At 71.1% G+C, this 15,935-nt stretch carries 11 protein-coding genes; 4 read left to right on the plus strand and 7 right to left on the minus strand.

From position 1 onward, the window contains the following. Positions 1 to 12: 12 nt before the first annotated feature. The 3 genes from LXT23_RS25995 to LXT23_RS26005 are packed head-to-tail and all read right to left on the minus strand — an operon-like array spanning position 13 to position 5,726. Positions 13 to 3,162 carry an efflux RND transporter permease subunit gene (locus LXT23_RS25995; protein ID WP_253982987.1) on the minus strand — a complete coding sequence of 1,050 codons (3,150 nt, stop codon included), beginning with the start codon at positions 3,160 to 3,162 and terminating at the stop codon, positions 13 to 15. Between the two features lie 18 nt (positions 3,163 to 3,180). Continuing rightward, positions 3,181 to 4,335 (minus strand): efflux RND transporter periplasmic adaptor subunit, encoded by a 1,155-nt coding sequence (locus tag LXT23_RS26000; protein ID WP_253982988.1) that lies wholly within the window; start codon positions 4,333 to 4,335, stop codon positions 3,181 to 3,183. Between the two features lie 26 nt (positions 4,336 to 4,361). Beyond that, positions 4,362 to 5,726: a TolC family protein gene (locus LXT23_RS26005; RefSeq protein ID WP_253982989.1), complete on the minus strand. Its 1,365-nt coding sequence runs from the start codon at positions 5,724 to 5,726 to the stop codon at positions 4,362 to 4,364. Between the two features lie 127 nt (positions 5,727 to 5,853). Here LXT23_RS26005 and LXT23_RS26010 point away from each other — a divergent pair, with 127 nt between their 5' ends. Continuing rightward, entirely contained in the window at positions 5,854 to 6,300 is a 447-nt protein-coding gene (locus tag LXT23_RS26010) for a MarR family winged helix-turn-helix transcriptional regulator (protein WP_253982990.1), read from the plus strand. A 160-nt stretch (positions 6,301 to 6,460) separates the two neighbouring features. Here LXT23_RS26010 and LXT23_RS26015 read toward each other — a convergent pair whose 3' ends face one another. Further along, positions 6,461 to 7,525, minus strand: a complete 1,065-nt coding sequence (locus tag LXT23_RS26015; protein ID WP_253982991.1) for a coiled-coil domain-containing protein — start codon at positions 7,523 to 7,525, stop codon at positions 6,461 to 6,463. Between the two features lie 246 nt (positions 7,526 to 7,771). Here LXT23_RS26015 and LXT23_RS26020 point away from each other — a divergent pair, with 246 nt between their 5' ends. After that, the gene (locus tag LXT23_RS26020; protein WP_253982992.1) at positions 7,772 to 8,590 is read left to right on the plus strand and encodes a 2-oxo acid dehydrogenase subunit E2; all 819 of its coding nucleotides are present in this window, start codon (positions 7,772 to 7,774) and stop codon (positions 8,588 to 8,590) included. Positions 8,591 to 8,619: 29 nt separating this feature from the next. On the opposite strand, the gene LXT23_RS26025 is transcribed toward LXT23_RS26020, so the two are convergent. After that, the gene (locus LXT23_RS26025; RefSeq protein WP_253982993.1) at positions 8,620 to 10,065 is read right to left on the minus strand and encodes an HTTM domain-containing protein; all 1,446 of its coding nucleotides are present in this window, start codon (positions 10,063 to 10,065) and stop codon (positions 8,620 to 8,622) included. Continuing rightward, the gene (locus LXT23_RS26030; RefSeq protein ID WP_253982994.1) at positions 10,058 to 11,239 is read right to left on the minus strand and encodes an imelysin family protein; all 1,182 of its coding nucleotides are present in this window, start codon (positions 11,237 to 11,239) and stop codon (positions 10,058 to 10,060) included. Before LXT23_RS26030 ends, LXT23_RS26025 begins: the two co-directional genes overlap by 8 nt. A 235-nt stretch (positions 11,240 to 11,474) precedes the next feature. On the opposite strand from LXT23_RS26030, the gene LXT23_RS26035 reads away from it, so the two are divergent. Next, positions 11,475 to 12,950 (plus strand): NHL repeat-containing protein, encoded by a 1,476-nt coding sequence (locus LXT23_RS26035; protein ID WP_253982995.1) that lies wholly within the window; start codon positions 11,475 to 11,477, stop codon positions 12,948 to 12,950. Positions 12,951 to 13,074: 124 nt separating this feature from the next. Continuing rightward, a complete protein-coding gene (locus LXT23_RS26040) occupies positions 13,075 to 15,486 on the plus strand; it encodes a TonB-dependent receptor family protein (RefSeq protein WP_253982996.1) in 2,412 nt (803 codons plus the stop codon). 10 nt (positions 15,487 to 15,496) lie between these two features. On the opposite strand, the gene LXT23_RS26045 is transcribed toward LXT23_RS26040, so the two are convergent. Beyond that, the gene (locus tag LXT23_RS26045) at positions 15,497 to 15,883 is read right to left on the minus strand and encodes a hypothetical protein (RefSeq protein ID WP_323379086.1); all 387 of its coding nucleotides are present in this window, start codon (positions 15,881 to 15,883) and stop codon (positions 15,497 to 15,499) included. Positions 15,884 to 15,935 lie beyond the last annotated feature (52 nt).

A 15,935-nucleotide genomic window follows, 5' to 3' on the forward strand; every position in this document is an offset into this window, starting at 1 on the left:
GGCCCCCGCGCTTCAGTGCGACGGAGCCGGAGGCGCCACCACGTCGCCGTCATTGCCGACGGTCCGCTTCGCCTCGCCCCGCAGCTTCTGCATCAGCACGTAGAGGCCGGGGATGAAGACGAAGTTGACCACCGTGGACACCAGCATGCCGCCGAACACCGCCGTGCCCAGCGAGTTGCGCGACGCCGCGCCCGCGCCCGAGGCCGTCATCAGCGGCACCACGCCGAGGAGGAAGGCAATCGACGTCATCAGGATGGGCCGCAGCCGCACCTCGGCCGCCTCCACCACCGCGTCGACGGCATTCTTGCCCGTCGCCCTCAACTGCTCGGCGAACTCGACGATGAGGATGGCGTTCTTGCTGGCAAGCCCCACCAGCATGACGAGCCCCACCTGGCAGAACACGTCGTTGGCGTAGCCGCGCGCCAACTGCAGCCCCAGCGCGCCCATGATGGCCAGGGGCACCGAGAAGATGATGACCAGCGGCAGGGTGAAGCTCTCGTACTGCGCGGCGAGCACCAGGAAGACGAACAGCAGGCCCAGGCCGAAGATGATGAGCGTCTGACCGCCGCTCTGCTTCTGCTCCAGGCTGATGCCCGTCCACTCCGCGCCCATGCCCTGGGGCAGGTGCTCCGCGGCCAGGGTCTCCATGGCCTCCAGCGCCTGGCCGGAGGACACGCCCGGCGCGGGCTGGCCGTTGATCTCCACCGCGCGGAAGAGGTTGTAGTGCCGGATGACCTGGGCGGACACCGTCGGCTCCACCTTCACCAGCGACTCCAGCGGAATCATGTCTCCGGTGTCGCTGCGCACGTAGAAGGCGCCGATGTCCTGCGGGCTGTCGCGGAACTGCTGCTCGGCCTGCACATAGACGCGGTAGGTGCGGTTGGCGTAGTTGAAGTCGTTGACGTACTGGCTGCCCATGTAGACCTGCATCGTTCCGAAGATCTGCTCAATGGGCACCCCGAGCGCCTTGGCCTTCTGACGGTCCACCTCCACGTCCAGCAGCGGCGTGTCGGCGTTGAAGGTGGTGAACACGCCGCGCAGCTGGCCCTGCTCGTTGCTCTTGGCCACCAGCCCCTGGACGGCGGAGGCGAGCTGGTCCAGCGAGCTGGTGCCGGCGATGTCCTCGACGATGTACTGGAAGCCGCCCACGCTGCCGACGCCGCGGATGGCGGGAGGCTGGAACGGCATCACCCGCGCGCCGCCGATGCGGCCCAGCGGTCCACGCAGCCGCTCCACGAGCGCGGCCACCGACTGCTCCTTCTTCAGCCGCTGCTCCCAGGGGTGCAGGGAGGTGAAGATGGTGGCCATGTTGGGGCCGGTGCCCTGGAAGGAGAAGCCGCCGATGGCGAACATGGCGCGCACCTCCGGCTGGGCCTTCAGCACCTGCTCCGCCTCGGCGAGGACCTTCTCCGTCTGGGCCAGCGACATGCCCTCCGGGCCCTGCACGGAGATGATGAGGTAGCCCTGGTCCTCGTCGGGGATGAAGCCCGTGGGGGCCGCCCGGAAGAGCGCCACCGTCCCGGCGATGCACAGGAGGAAGGCCACCAGGATGATGACCGGGTGCTTCAGCAGCCGGCGCAGTCCCCGGCCATAGGAGGCCTTCGTCCAGTCCAGCGCGCGGTCCACCCAGCGGAAGAAGATCCACTTCTCCCCGTGGTGGTGCCGGAGCATCCGCGCGCTCAGGGCGGGCGTGAGCGTGAGGGCGCAGAAGGTGGACAGCGCCACCGACGCGGCGATGGTCAGCGCGAACTGGCGGTAGATGGCGCCGGTGGTGCCGGGGAAGAGCGCCACCGGGACGAACACCGCCACCAGCACGATGGAGATGGCGATGACCGCGCCGGCCACCTCCTTCATGCCCTCGCGTGCGGCCTCCACGGCCGACAGCTTCCGCTCCACCATCAGCCGCTCGATGTTCTCGATGACGACGATGGCGTCATCCACCACCAGACCCGTGGCCAGCGTGAGGCCGAAGAGCGTGAGGGTGTTGATGGAGAAGCCCATCAGCTGGACGAAGGCGAAGGTGCCCAGCAGGGAGACGGGGAGGGTGAAGGCGGTGATGAGCACGCTGCGCCAGCCGTGCAGGAACACGAAGATGACGAGGATGACGAGGAGGATGGCCTCCACCAGCGTCTGCACCACCTCGTGGATGGAGGCGCGCACCGCGAGCGTGGTGTCCGTGCCCGTCTGGAACTGCATGCCCGGAGGGAACTGCTGGGACAGCCGCTCCAGCTCCGCGTAGACGCCGTCACGCACGTCGAGCGCGTTGGCGGTGGGCAGCTGGAAGATGGCGAGACCCACGGCCGTCTTGCCGCTGAAGCGCAGCAGCGTGCCGTAGTTCTCCGCGCCCATCTCCACGCGGCCCACGTCCTTCACGCGCACGCTCTTGCCGTCGTTCTGGCGCATGAGGACGATGTCCCCGAACTCGTCGGGCTCCACGAGCCGCCCGCGCGCCCGCACCGCGAGCTGGTAGGGCTGGTCGGCGGCGGAGGGAGGCTGGCCCACCTGGCCCGCGGCCACTTGGAGGTTCTGCTCCTGCAGCGCGCGCGTCACGTCCTGGGGTGTCAGCTTGCGGCGCGCCAGCTCCGTGGGGTCCAGCCACAAGCGCATGGAGAACTTGCGCTCGCCGAAGATGCGCACCTCGCCCACGCCGCGCACGCGCTTGATGGCGTCCTTCAGGTTCACGTCGGCGTAGTTGCTGAGGAACTTCGCGTCGTAGCGCCCGTCATCGCTGAAGAGCGCCACCGTCATCAGCATCTGGCTGGAGGCCTTGTTGACGACGATGCCCGTCTGGTTCACCTGCGCGGGCAGGCGGGCGGCGGCGCGGCTGACGCGGTTCTGCACGTCGACGGCGGCCACCTCGATGTCGCGGGTGGGCTCGAAGGTGACGGTAATCTGGCTGGTGCCGTCGTTGCTGCTGGTGGAGGTGATGTAGCGCATCCCCTCCACGCCGTTGAGCTCCTGCTCCAGAGGAATAGTGACGGCGCTCTCCACCACCTCGGCGCTGGCGCCCACGTAGCTGGCGGTGACGGTGACCTGGGGAGGCGCCAGGTCCGGGTACTGGGCGATGGGGAGCGTGGGGATGGCAATCACGCCCACCAGCGTCAGCAGGATGGAGCAGACGATGGCGAAGACGGGCCGGCGGATGAAGAAGTCGACGAACATGGTGCTTGAGTCCTCAGCTCAGCGGCTGCCCCCGACAGGAGCGCCGCCTCCGGTTCCGCCTGGGGGCGCGTTCTTCAGCGCCTCGGCGCCGGAGTCCGCCGCGGCCCGGGCCGCGGCCTTCACCTTCACGGGCATGCCATCGCGCAGCGCCTGCATGGAGGAGAGGGCGACGAGGTCTCCCGCCGACAGGCCCTTCTCCACCACGTAGGCCATGTCGCCCAGCGCGCCCAGGGTGATGGGGCGGCGCTCCACCACCGTCTTGCCGTCCTTCTCCTTCACCACCAGCGCGAAGGGCTGGCCGCTCTGGCGCACCACCGCGAGCGCCGGAATCTGCAGGGCGTCCCGCACGGAGTAGACGATGCGCGCACGCACCAGCTCGCTGGGGCGCAGGCCCCCCGTGTTGCGGAAGGCGGCCTTCACCTCCACCAGCTGGGTGCGCGGGTCGGCCTGCGGTGCCACGAAGAAGATGGAGCTGGTGAGCAGCACCTTGCCCTGGGCGTCGAGGATTTCCAGTGCCGTGTCCGGCTTCAGCGAGCGGGCGCGCGTTGAGGGCACCGCCACGCTCACCTCGAGGACGTCCGACTGGGCCACGCTGGTCAGCGGCGTGGTGGCGCTGACGAAGTCCCCCTGGCGGATGACGACGTCGCCCACGGTGCCGGCAAAGGGCGCGCGCACCACGTGGTACTGCAGCTGCACCTGACGCTGCGCCACCTGCGCGGCGGAGGAGCGCGAGGCGGCCTCGGCGGCCTGCACCTGCGCGCGGCCGGCCTCCAGCTCCTGGGCGCTGGCGAGGCCCTCCTTGTGGAGCGCCTCCGTGCGGGCGAGTGTGCGGCGCGACAGCTCCAGGTTCACCTGCGAGGAGCTGAGCTGCGCCTGGGCGCTGTCGAGCGCGGCCGTCTCCTCGCGCGCGTCGACTTCCACCAACGCCGCGCCGGCCTCCACCTGCTGGCCGGGGCGCACGTGAATCTTCCGGATGTAGCCGGCCACCTGCGGCAGCACGGTGAGGCTCTGCCGCGACAGCAGCGAGCCGAGGTACTCGCCGGTGTCCCGCACCTCATGGGGCGCGAGCGTGACGACTTCCACCTCGCGAGGCGGGGGCGCGGCCGGAGCGGCCTTCTGTCCCGAGCAGCCCGCCACCATCGCCAGCAGGGTGAAACTCCAAACCGTCTTCATCTTCATCTCCAGGGGACGTACCCGTTTCACCAGTCGCACCGGGCCTCCGTCAGGAATGCGTCCAGGCGTGCCTGGACCAACTCGAATTCGCGCAGCACCAGCGTCAGCTGTGCCTGGCGCAGGGCCGCCGCGCTCTGCACCAGCTCCAGGCTGCTGCCGCGGCCCACTTCAAAAGCCCGGCGCGTCAGCCGGTCGGTGCGCTCCGCGAGGTCTCTCGACTCGGTCGCCGTCTTCACCAGCGCCTCGGCCACCTGCACCCCGCGCCGCGCCTGGGCCACCTCCAGCGCCACGTCCCGGCGCGCGCTCTCCAGCGCCGCGGACGCCTGCTCCTCCACGCCCGCGCGCTCGCGCACCAGCCCCGAGCGGCTGCCACCTTCCCAAATCGGCACCGAGAGCACGGCGGAGACATTCCACGTGGCGAAGCGGCCGAAGCCCGGGTCGGTGGTGAGGCCGTAGAGGGTGCTGGAGACGCCCAGCGTGGGCAGGTAGCCGGCGGAGGCCTGACGCCGGCTGTCCTTGGCGGACTCCACCTGGGCCCGCGACGCCACCAGGTCGGGCCGTGCGTCCAGGCTCTCCAGCGGGGCGCAGTCATTGCGCGTCTGGTCCACCAGGCCCTGCAGGTTGAAGGACGGGTCGACGCCCACCGGCTGGCCGAAGCCCAGCGTGAAGCCCAGCGCCTCGCGCGTCTGGCGAAGCTGCTCGTCGCCGGCGATGAGGGCGCCGCGCGCCACCGCGACGTCCTGCTCCACGCGCACCACGTCCAGCTGGTTTCCCGCGCCCAGCTCGAAGCTGCGCTGGGTGAGGGCGGCGCGCTCCAGTGCCTGGCGCAGCCCCACCCGGTTGATTTCCGCGGCGCGCTCGGCGGCCACCGTGGCCACCAGCACCTGCGCCACGCCCAGCGTGAGGCGGCGGCGCACGTCCTGGAGGCTGGCCACCGCGCCGGCCTCGGCGGCTCGGGCCGAGGACAGCCCGCGCCAGGCGCTCACGTCCACCACCGACTGCGTCAGCGTCGCGGTGACGGTGCCCGCGGGCGTGGTGGGCGTGCGCCCGTCGCCAGCGGCACCGGGGGACACCCCCGCGGGCACGTCCGGGTTGAGGAGGTCATGAGCCACGCCGGCCTGGGCGCGCGCGTTGGGCAGCAGCGCGCCGAGGGCCTGACGCCAGCGGCCCGAGGCGCGCTGGACACCGGCCTCCGCGCTGCGCAGGTCCGTGGAGCGCTCGCGCACCAGGCCCAGCGCTTCGTTCCAGTCCTTCACCAGCTTGGGGGCGGGAGGGACGGGGGTGAGCATCGCGTCCTCCACCTTCGGCTGGAAGGGGACGGGGGACGGGGTGGGCTCGGTCTGGGAGGAGACCGCGAGGAGCGCCAGGAGGAGGACGGGAGGGGTGGCCATACGTCAGACGAGAGGGAATGAAGAGGGTAGCGGCGTGTACTGCTTGGACTCCCCCCGTGTGACGGCCTGCGTCGGGCGCAGATGTAATTGACAACGGTTGTAGTCTGCAACCATTCTTCTACGCAGAATGACGCTCCCGGAGCAACTGGGCTCTCTGCGTCGCGCCCTGCGCCGGCTCCTGACGGAGCGGCTCGGGGAGCAGACGGGCAGGCCCTTCATGCAGCTACTGGCCTTGAAGGTCATCGCCGGAGGCGCGCGCAGCCAGGTGTCCCTGGCGGATGGCCTCTCGGTGGACCCGCCTGCGGTGAGCCGGCTGGTGGACAGGCTGGAAGAGGACGGCCTGGTGAACCGGCTCGCGGGAGAGAACCGCCGCTGCGTGCGACTGGAGCTGACGGACAAGGGGCAGGTGGAGCTGGAGTTGATGCGCTCCGCGCTCCAGTGGGCGGATGGCGAGCTCACCCGGTACCTGTCGGCCTCCGAGGTGGTGGAGCTGAAGCGCCTGCTGGAGAAGCTGCAGGCGGGGCTGAGCCAGGGCGAGAGCCCCGCGACCTCGGGCCGCTGCGCGGGAGAGTGAGGGGCTGAAACGGCGAAGGGCCCGGCCCCGGAGCGTGACCCCGGAGACCGAGCCCTTCAGCTCGAAGCGATAGTGAGGGGCTGAAACGGCGAAGGGCCCGGCCCCGGGGAGCTTCCTCCCGGAGACCGAGCCCTTCAGCTCGAAGCGACGAGGCCGTGCGTCAGACGGGCGCGGGCTTCTGCTCGGAGTCGCCCGGCGTCGTGGGCTCGGTGGCGGACGGCTCGGACGCCGTGGGCTCGGCGGCGGCGACGGGGGCCTGCTGGGCAGCGGACTGGGCCTCGGTCTCCGCGCGCACGCGCGAGGTCTCCTCGGTGCGCTGGTCGCTGGCCGCCATCTCCTCCGGCGTCAGCTCCGTGCGGTCGGCCAGCATGCCGGTCTTCTTCTCCAGGTCCTTGATGGCGCGGCGGAGCAGGTCGCGCTCCAGCAGCGTGCGGTTGAGGCGCTTCTCCAGCGCCTTGTACTTGTCCCGCATCAGGTCCAGGTCGTTCTTCGTGGCCGCGTAGACGCGCTGCTGCGTCTCCGTGCGGCCCTTCACCCGGCGCAGCTCCTTCTCCAGCTCCACCGCGCGCGAGCGCTCCTTGTTCGCGAGCTGCTCCAGCCGCTCCATCTTCTCGCGGTCCGCGTCGTTCAGCTCGCGGTAGCGGCGCTGGCCACGGTCCTGCTGCGCGGCGTCGGCCACCGGCGTCACCGCCACCGTGGTCGCCACCACGTGCTCGCCCTCCTTGGCGGGGGCGGAGATCTGCTGCGCGGGCGCAGGGGCCGCGGCGACGACCGTCACGGGCGCCGTCACCGGCGCGGGCTGCGGGCGGCGGCCACGCGACTCCAGCTCCGACCTCAGGCGCTGGTTCTCCGTCAGGACGTTCGACAGCTCCTCGCGGGTCTGTTCGAGCTGCAGGGACGCGGCGCGCTCCACCTCGGCGCGGGCCTTCGCCAGGTCCTGCGGGCCCTTCTCCGACTCCTTCTGCTCGAAGAGCTTGCGCTTGGTCTGCTTGAGCTCGTCCTTCACGTCCTTCAGCTGGGCCCGCTGCTCATCCAGCTCCTTCTGCTTCCGCTGAAGCTCCGCCTCCGCCTTGGCGCGGCGCTGCGTCTCCGACTCCAGCTCGTTGCGGCCCGAGGAAGACGAGGAGGCGGAGGACGGGAGCGCGGCCCGATTCGAGCCACCGAAGAGCAGGATGCCGAGTGTCACGGCAAACCCGATCGATACGAGGATGAGTGCAACCAGCACGGGAACGACCTCCACGGGATATGCAAAAAGCGGGGCAGCCTACCGTCAGACACCGGCGCGTCAAGGGTCCACTGATGGACCGTGGGCCCTCGGCGCCTCTATGCCCTGCCTGGAGGCGCCGCGCACTCCGTAATTGGCCCCGGGCCGGGAGGTGCTGGTCGGAGGGCATCCGTCCGGGCGGGGCCTTCCCTGGTGTCCGAGGCGTCCGGAGGCTGGGAGGCGCAGGTTCCCGGGGTGGGGTGAGCGATGGCGCACGTGGAGCTGGTCCCCCAGCGGCAGGTGTCGAGCTTCCGCAAGCTGGCCATCGGCAGCTGGGAGACGGCGTATGACCCCACCGTCTACGGCACGCTGACGGTGCGCATGGACCGGGCGCTGACCTGGCTGGAGGACTTCCGGGCGCGGACCGGGGTGCGGCTCACGGTGATGCACCTGGTGCTCAAGGCGCTGGCGGAGGCACTGCGCCGCTGCCCGGAGGCGAATGCCGTCCTGCGCTTCAACCGCATCTACCTGCGCCAGCGCGTCACCGTGTCCGCGCTGGTGGCGCGCACGGAACCAGGCGGTGTGATGCGGCTGCTTCCCGTACGGGTGGTGGACGCGGACCGGAAGGGCCTGCGCGAGCTGGCGGCGGAGCTGGACGCCGCGCTGCGCGAGGACGGGGTCTCTCGACAGGGCTGGCGGTGGGTGGGGCGGGTTCCGGCTCCGCTGCTCAACCTCTTCACGCGGCTGGTGTCCTTTTTCGCGGTGACGCTCAACATGGACCTGGGCCGCTTCGGACTTCCGAGGGACGCCTTTGGCGGGGCCGTCGTCGCGGACGTGGGCGCGCTGGGGCTGGACACCGCGTACCTGCCGCTGGTGCCCTTCACCCGGGTGCCCGTGTTCCTTGCGCCCGGCGCGGTGCGGGAGACGGCGGTGGTGGAGGGCGCGCGGGTGGTGGTGGGGCGGGTGATGAGCGTCAACGCGTCCATCGACCACCGCTTCATCGACGGCTACCACGCGGGCGTGCTGGCCCGCACCGTGCGGGAGCTGCTGGAAGACCCGCTCACCGCGTTCGGCGCGCCAGAATAGGGAAGGGCGCCAGGAGGCCGTCCCGATGCTCAGGGGCTCGTGGCCCGCGCGGCGCTCAGGGTGGGGCGCAGGCGGATGGGGGCCGACTCGGGCGCGGGCCGGATCCAGGCCTTGGGCTCGAGCCCGTCCACCTCACGCGCGAGGTCCACCGTCGGGTCCACGAGCTGCTCGGCGGGACGCCCGTTGAGGGACACCTGCACGTCGGCCCGGACCTCCACGGGGCCCACGCCCTTCGCCTCGAAGTCGCGGGCGATGCGCCGCGCGAGCTGGAGGATGAGGTCGGGCTGCACGGACATCTCCCGCTCCTGCAGCCGCGTGAGGTACTGCTTGGGCGTGACGTGCCACTCCTTGCCGGTGGCCGGGGCGCGGACCATGAACGTCACGCTGCCGTTCTTCTCGCGCGCCATCACCCGCCACGAGAAGCGCATGCCCTGCTCGTGCCAGAGGACATTGCCTCCATACAGGTGCGTCCTCAGCGGAACCCCCACCTGCACGAGCGCATAAGCCGCGGCCACGCCGAGGGCCAGCCAGCCCTTCCAGCCGGGAGTGCCTCTGCTCGGAGCGGCGACCGCCACCAGGTTCTTCGGGGGCCGCTTCGTCAGGCGCACGCGCACGCGCTGGAGCAGCCCTCGCGGCCACGAGGGCTCGAAGAAGACGAGCGCCGCGGCGACCATGATGAAGGGGAACATCCCGATGGGGAACAGCGCCGAGGTGGCCGCGTGGAACCCCACCACCACGACGTAGGCGAAGGGGCGCAGCCGCCGCGTGAGCAGGAAGGCGACGATGGTGGTGTCGAAGAGGAAGCCCGACCAGGCCGCGGCGTAGGCCACCCAGCGCTGCTCCAGCAGCGGTCCCACCACCGGGAGGCTCGTCCGGGCCGCCAGCCAGATGTTGAGCGGCTGCGCGTGGACGAGCCAGTCCGTGGTGAGCTTGGCCAGCCCGGCGAACACGTAGACGACGGCGACCTGGAAGCGCAGCAGCAGCGTGCACCAGGCCGGCAGCCACTCCTGGCGCAGCGCCGGCTTGCGCCACGCATCCACGGAGAAGGCCCGGTGCGCCGGGACGAAGCACAGCAGCCCCAGCAGCAGGCTCACCAGGTAGTAGTGGTTGAGGTAGTTGCTGACGTCCACGAGCTGGACGTAGGTGAAGCCGACGAAGAGCAGCGCCACCGCCACCCGGTAGAAGAGGCCCGCCGCCACGCAGAGGCCCAGCACCGCGAGCACCGCGAAGACGGCGTGCATCCACGGCGCCGGGAGCGCGGGCACCCAGTCGAAGCCCCAGTAGGTGAAGTGGAACCGGGGCTGGGTGAAGAGCACGTCCACCCAGCCGTAGACCAGGAAGCGGATTGCGGAAACGGTGACGAGCAGCCCGACGGCCACCCGGAAGACGGCGAGCGCGGCGATGTCCCGCGGCGCGAGCAGGTACCGCCACAGCCGCTCGGCCGCGCGCGGGGCGCCCGGCGCCCTGTCAGTCATTGTCCCCCTCGACACTCTGGGGCAGCTCCAAATCCAGCACGGTGACCAGCTCCGTCTTGAGCACGTCCGTCACGCCCTTGACCGCGTCGTAGAGCGCCCGCACCGAGGCCGGGTCCTGCGCGAGCGGCGCCTCCAGGCCGGCGCCCGGCACGGCGTCGATGGCCGTCTCGGCCGCCACCATCCGCTCCTGGAGCTTCGTCGCCAGCGCCTCGGCACCGGAGGCCTTCAGCAGGTCGTCGAACGCCGTGCCCTCGTTGCCCTCGCCGCAGCCCTGGATGAGCCGCCGGAAGCCCACCAGGTTGGCGCGCACGTTCGCCTTCGAGCGCGCGGAGATTCGCGACTCCAGGAACTCCGGGCACGTCGCGGTGGAGCAGTCCCGAAGCCCGAGTGGCCGCGCGAGCTTCATGTCCTTCACCTCGCGCTCGAAGTAGAAGAGCGCGTCGCTCACGGCATTCAGCGCCGCCTGGCTCGTCGGGTAGGTCGCGTTGCCGGAGCCGGCCGTCTCCAGCGTGCGGACGAAGCCGCCCTGGTCCGGGCTCCAGGCCTGCACCAGCTGGGCCGCACGGCGGCGGACGTCGGCGGCCGCGGCCACGGCATAGGCCCGCTTGCGCGCCGCCCGCTCCTCCGTGGACAGCGCCGCCCACGTGCCCTGCGCGACGATGGCAGACGTCGGCGGGCAGGCCGTGTCCGAGCCCTCGTAGAACAGCAGGTACTCGAGCGCGGCGAGCCCGCGGCGGCTCACGAGGGCGCTGGGGAAGCCCGCCGACTCGTAGCTCTTGTTGACGAGCTGCTCCTCCACCGCGCAGCGGCTGACGAGCGGCCAGGAGTAGATGTTGTCGCGAAGCTCCGCGCCGCCCGCGACGCTGGTGGGCGCCGCCGGACCGAGCTGCATGACCTCCGCCACCTGCCACGCGTCCATGGCCGAGTGGAACGCCGCCCGGGCCGCGTCCCGGGTGGTGTCGCCGGGCCCCGCGGCGAGGGCCGCCGTCGCCGTCTCCAGCGCCGTGGCGGCCGTCTCGAACTCCCGCGCCGTCTTCAGCACGCACGCGCCCGTGGCGCCCAGCACAGCCGTGCGCGTCGCCGCCAGCGTGTCATTTCCGGGCCCCGGTCCCGCGTCCGGCTTGCCCCCGTCTTCCGACTTGCAGGCGGTGAGACAGAGCAGGGCGGGGAGCACGAGCGCGCTCACACGGCGGGCGGAGGACGAGCGTGATGAGACAGGATTCATGGGGCCCTGGCTATCACGGCGATGTTGTGAATGACAATCAACGTCAAAATCCAGCATTTCCGGAGGGTGGAAATGGACACTCTTGACCAGTGTCAATTCCTGGCTTAGTCACCCGCCGCACGATTCTGATAACGATTATTGTTTGCAGATTTCGATGGCTTCAACTTCGGAGGGGAGAGACATCATGGCGAACACGGTGAAGCAGGGCGGTTTCCTGCTGCGTGGAGCGGTGCTGGCGCTGGCGCTTGCGTGCGTGACGGGCTGTGGCGACGACGACGATGGTGAGCCCCAGACTCCGGGAACGGATGCGGGCGTCACCGAGGACGCCGGGACGGACGCTGGAACCGACGCCGGCACGGACGCCGGGACTCCGGTGCTGGACAGCGACATCGCGGTGGCGCGCTTCAACACGGACGGCACGCAGGACACGACGTTCGGCGCTGGCGGCGTCACCCGGGTGGACTTCAGCACGGGCCGCGGCACGCGTGACTCCCTGTGGGACGTGAAGGTGGACGCCACGAACCGCATCGTCCTGTTCGGCAACCGCCGGGGCTCGGGTGACCGCGTCGACACCGAGCGCGTCGTCGCGCGGCTGACCGCGGCGGGCGCCCTGGACACGGCCTTCGGCTCGGAGAGCCCCACCACCGGCCTCAGCATCCTGAACCTCGGCACGCTGAACGACAGCATCCGCAACGGCATCATCCAGCCCGATGGGAAGATTGTCTCGTCTGGCTATACCTCCATGCCCACGGGCGCGGGCGCGCAGTCGCAGAACCGCATCGTCCTGCAGCGGCTGGGTGATGACGGCAAGGCGGACGCCACGTTCGGCTGGAAGGGCACCGTCGTCTCCGCGCCGTTCCAGGCCCAGAGCCCCACCAACCCCGAGTGGGGCATGGCCGAGTCCTACGCCGTCGTCCGCCAGGCGGACGGCAGCTACGTGACGACGGGCTACGGCATGCGCACCCCCACGGGCACGGTGGACCTGGTGTCCTTCCGCTACACGGCCGACGGCCGCTTCGACGAGACCTGGGGCGTGGGCGGCGCGTTCGTGCTCGACCTGTCGAACGACAACGAGCGCGGCCGCAACCTCACGGTGCTCGGCGACGACCGCACGGTCCACGTGGGCAGCGCCACGCCGACGCCGAACAACATCGACGCCATGGTGCTGGTGCTCGACGCGGATGGCCGGGCGGACACCACGTTCGCGGCCGAGGGCTACAAACTCTATGACTTCGAGCGCCCCGAGTCCGCCTTCTTCGGCGTGGCGGCCTCGCCGGACGGCAACTGGGTCGCCGCCGCGGGCTATCGCTCCGGTGGCGGTCAGGATGACGACGCAGTGCTGGCCATCATCCCGGTGAAGGGCACCGGCGTGGAGGTCTTCAAGGCCGTTCCGCTGTCCGAGACGGAGAACGACCGCTTCTGGGCCGCGGCCTTCGACTCGCAGAACCGCCTGTACGCGGCCGGCTTCGTCACCGAGGGTGGTGACAACCGCATGGTGGTGGCGCGCTACACCACGGCCGGAGACCTGGACACGACGTTCGGCACGGGCGGCGTCGCGAAGCTCAACGTCGTCACCGCGAAGACCGAGGAGACCGTGCGCGGCATCGCCATCCAGTCAGACGGCAAGGTCGTCGTCGGCGGCCCCATCGAGAAGCAGTAACTGAGCTTGTAGGTCCCAGCACCGGAGCCGGGGTAGGGGAGGCCATGGGTGGCTTCTCCTCACCCCGGCTTCTGGCATTTGAGTGCCGGGCAACGCCGGACGAGACAAGGTCGATACGCTCCAGATGGCACTGTTCGAGCAAGAGCTGAGGCGGGCACGGGGTTGGGTGGCTCCGGCGCTCCTGTGGGTATGCATGACCCCAGCGGCCGCGCAGGAGCCGGACGCGGGCGTGTCGGTGCCCGGGGCCCCGTCGCCCGAAGCGACGACGCCCGCGGTGGATGCGCCCGTGGCGACGCCCGCGCCCGTGCTGGAGCCCGCCCAGGTGCCCGCCGGTGATGCGCCGCCCCCGGAGCCCGTGCCCTACGCGCCCGGCCCCGTGGCGTCCGAGGCGCCGTCCCCCGAAGCGGTGGAGCCCACGCCGGAGCCCGCGCCCGCCGACTCCGGCGAGAAGAAGTTCGAGAGCGTGGTGGTGGGGACGTCCGAGGCGCGGACGAGCGGCTCCATCCACGTGCTGAAGCCGGCCCAACTGGAGCGCTTCGAGCGGGATGACCCCACCACCGTCCTGCAGACGGTGCCCGGCGTGTATGCGCGTGGCGAGGACGGCTACGGGCTGCGTCCGAACGTGGGCCTGCGCGGCGTCAACCCGGACCGCAGCAAGAAGGTCACCCTGCTGGAGGACGGCGTCCTCTTCGGCCCCGCGCCCTACTCGGCGCCGGCGGCCTACTTCTTCCCGCTCGTCACGCGGATGCAGTCCGTGCGCGTGCTGAAGGGGCCCTCCTCCATCCAGCACGGCCCGCAGACGGTGGGCGGCTCGGTGGAGTTCATCACCCGCGACATCCCGGCGGCGGAGTCCGTCTGGCTGGACGTCGCCGGTGGCGGGTACCTCTACGGCAAGGCCCACGGCGTCGTCGGCGCGAGCACCGAGCGGATGGGCTTCCTGCTCGAGGGCGTCCACCTGCGCAGCAGCGGCTTCAAGGAGCTGGACGGCGGCGGCCACACGGGGTTCCGCCGCAACGAGTGGATGGCGAAGGGCCGCTACCTGCTCGTCCCCGAGGGCCCGGCCCGGCAGACGCTGCAGCTCAAGCTGGGCTACTCGGACGAGCTGTCCAACGAGACGTACCTGGGCCTGAGCGACGCGGACTTCGAGGCGAACCCGCTGCGCCGCTACAGGGCGAGCCGGTTCGACCGGATGGAGAACCACCGCACCCAGGTCGCGCTCAGCCACGTGCTGGAGGCCGGCGCCCTGGCGGTGACGACGACGGCGTACCGCCACGACTTCGCCCGCGTCTGGCGCAAGGTGAACCGGTTCCGGGGAGTCTCCATCGCCGACGTGCTCGCGGACCCGACGAGCGCGCGCAACGCCATCTACTACGGCGTCCTCACCGGGGAGCTCGACGCGTCCTCCTCGCAGGAGGAGCTCCTCATCGGTCCGAACGACCGCGGCTTCGTGTCGCAGGGGCTCCAGAGCGTGGCCCGGTGGACGACGATGACGGGGCCGCTGAGCCACAACCTCGAGTTCGGGGTGCGCTACCACTACGACAGCATCGACCGGCGCCACACGGAGGATGCGTTCCTGACGGTGGCGGGCGAGCTGGTGCAGACCTCCGCGCGCACCGCCACCACGGCCGACAACAAGGACTCCACGCACGCCTTCGCGCTGCACGTCACGGACGCCATCGCCTGGGGCCGGCTGGTGCTGACGCCGGGTGTCCGGATGGAGCTCATCCGCTCCCGCTCGGTCGACCGGCTCACGGATGAGCGCACGAGCGGCGCGCTCGAGGTGCTCATGCCCGGCCTGGGCGTGTATGGCGCGCTCACCCGGGAGTTCGGCCTCTTCGCGGGGGCGTACCGGGGCTTCTCCCCGCCGGCCCCGGGGCAGCCCGACACGGTGCTGCCGGAGAAGAGCATCAACTACGAGGCGGGCGCCCGGTGGACGCGCCGGGGCGAGCGCTTCGAGGCGGTGGGCTTCTTCAACGACTACTCCAACCTCACAGACATCTGCACCTTCTCCAGCGGCTGTCTCGACGAGGACCTGGACCGGCAGACGGACGCCGGCCGGGCCCACATCTACGGGCTGGAGCTGTTCGCGGAGAAGACGTTCCGTCCCGGCGGCGGGGTGACGTTCCCCCTCTCGCTGTCCTACACCCTCACGCGCACACGGCTGCGGGACGACTTCCAGTCGGCGGACCCACAGTTCGGCAACGTGAGCGCCGGGGACGAGCTGCCCTACGTGCCGCGCCACCAGCTGTTCGCCACCGTGGGGCTGGAGAGCGCGTACGGCGGCCTGGCGCTGAGCGGCCTCTACGTGGACTCCATGCGCGAGGAGGCGGGGCAGGGAGAGGCGCTGCCGGGGGAGCGGACCGACTCGCAGCTGACGTTCGACGTCAACGCCAACTGGAACTTCTCCCGGTGGGGTCAGCTCTACCTCAGCGCGCGCAACATCCTGAACGAGCAGGTCATCGTGTCGCGCCGGCCATACGGTGCCCGGCCCAACGCGCCCCGGACGTTCATCCTCGGGTTCAAGCTGTCGACCTGAGGCGCGGGGCTCAGAGGTAGAAGCGGTCGACGACGCTGGCGGTGCGCTGGAGGATGGCGCTCCAGCCCAGCCAGACGTCGATGCCGCTGCCCTCGGTCCGTGCCTCGGCGCCCAGCGCGCCGAGCGAGCCCGTACACCCCGCGACGGTGCACAGCCCGGAGTCGGACAGGTGCTCCAGCAGCACGCGCGGGGTGGGCATTCCGCGCGACTCCATCCGGTCCGCGACGTCCTCGCGGCCCGGGAGGTCCGGCTCGTCCAGCGCGCCCTTCAGGAAGCGCTCCAGGGCCCACCAGAAGAGGTACACCTCCGCCCGGCGCCCGGAGGCCACCGCCGCCGCGGCGATGGACAGCCCCTGGTGCACGCGGTCGTAGTCGCCGCTGTGCAGGAAGACGACCACCTTGGGGGCGGGTGCGCCGGGCGCACCGGGCTGCGGGGGTGTGCTCACCCGG

The organism is Pyxidicoccus xibeiensis (assembly GCF_024198175.1).
Taxonomy (GTDB): Bacteria; Myxococcota; Myxococcia; order Myxococcales; family Myxococcaceae; genus Myxococcus; species Myxococcus xibeiensis.

Excerpts from the sequence above, each read along its gene's own strand:
- LXT23_RS26025 (WP_253982993.1), bottom strand. The coding sequence starts at position 10,065 with ATGACTGACAGGGCGCCGGGCGCCCCGCGCGCGGCCGAGCGGCTGTGG.
- LXT23_RS26000 (WP_253982988.1), bottom strand. The coding sequence starts at position 4,335 with ATGAAGACGGTTTGGAGTTTCACCCTGCTGGCGATGGTGGCGGGCTGC.
- LXT23_RS26010 (WP_253982990.1), top strand. The coding sequence starts at position 5,854 with ATGACGCTCCCGGAGCAACTGGGCTCTCTGCGTCGCGCCCTGCGCCGG.
- LXT23_RS26040 (WP_253982996.1), top strand. The coding sequence starts at position 13,075 with ATGGCACTGTTCGAGCAAGAGCTGAGGCGGGCACGGGGTTGGGTGGCT.
- LXT23_RS25995 (WP_253982987.1), bottom strand. The coding sequence starts at position 3,162 with ATGTTCGTCGACTTCTTCATCCGCCGGCCCGTCTTCGCCATCGTCTGC.
- LXT23_RS26035 (WP_253982995.1), top strand. The coding sequence starts at position 11,475 with ATGGCGAACACGGTGAAGCAGGGCGGTTTCCTGCTGCGTGGAGCGGTG.
- LXT23_RS26020 (WP_253982992.1), top strand. The coding sequence starts at position 7,772 with ATGGCGCACGTGGAGCTGGTCCCCCAGCGGCAGGTGTCGAGCTTCCGC.
- LXT23_RS26005 (WP_253982989.1), bottom strand. The coding sequence starts at position 5,726 with ATGGCCACCCCTCCCGTCCTCCTCCTGGCGCTCCTCGCGGTCTCCTCC.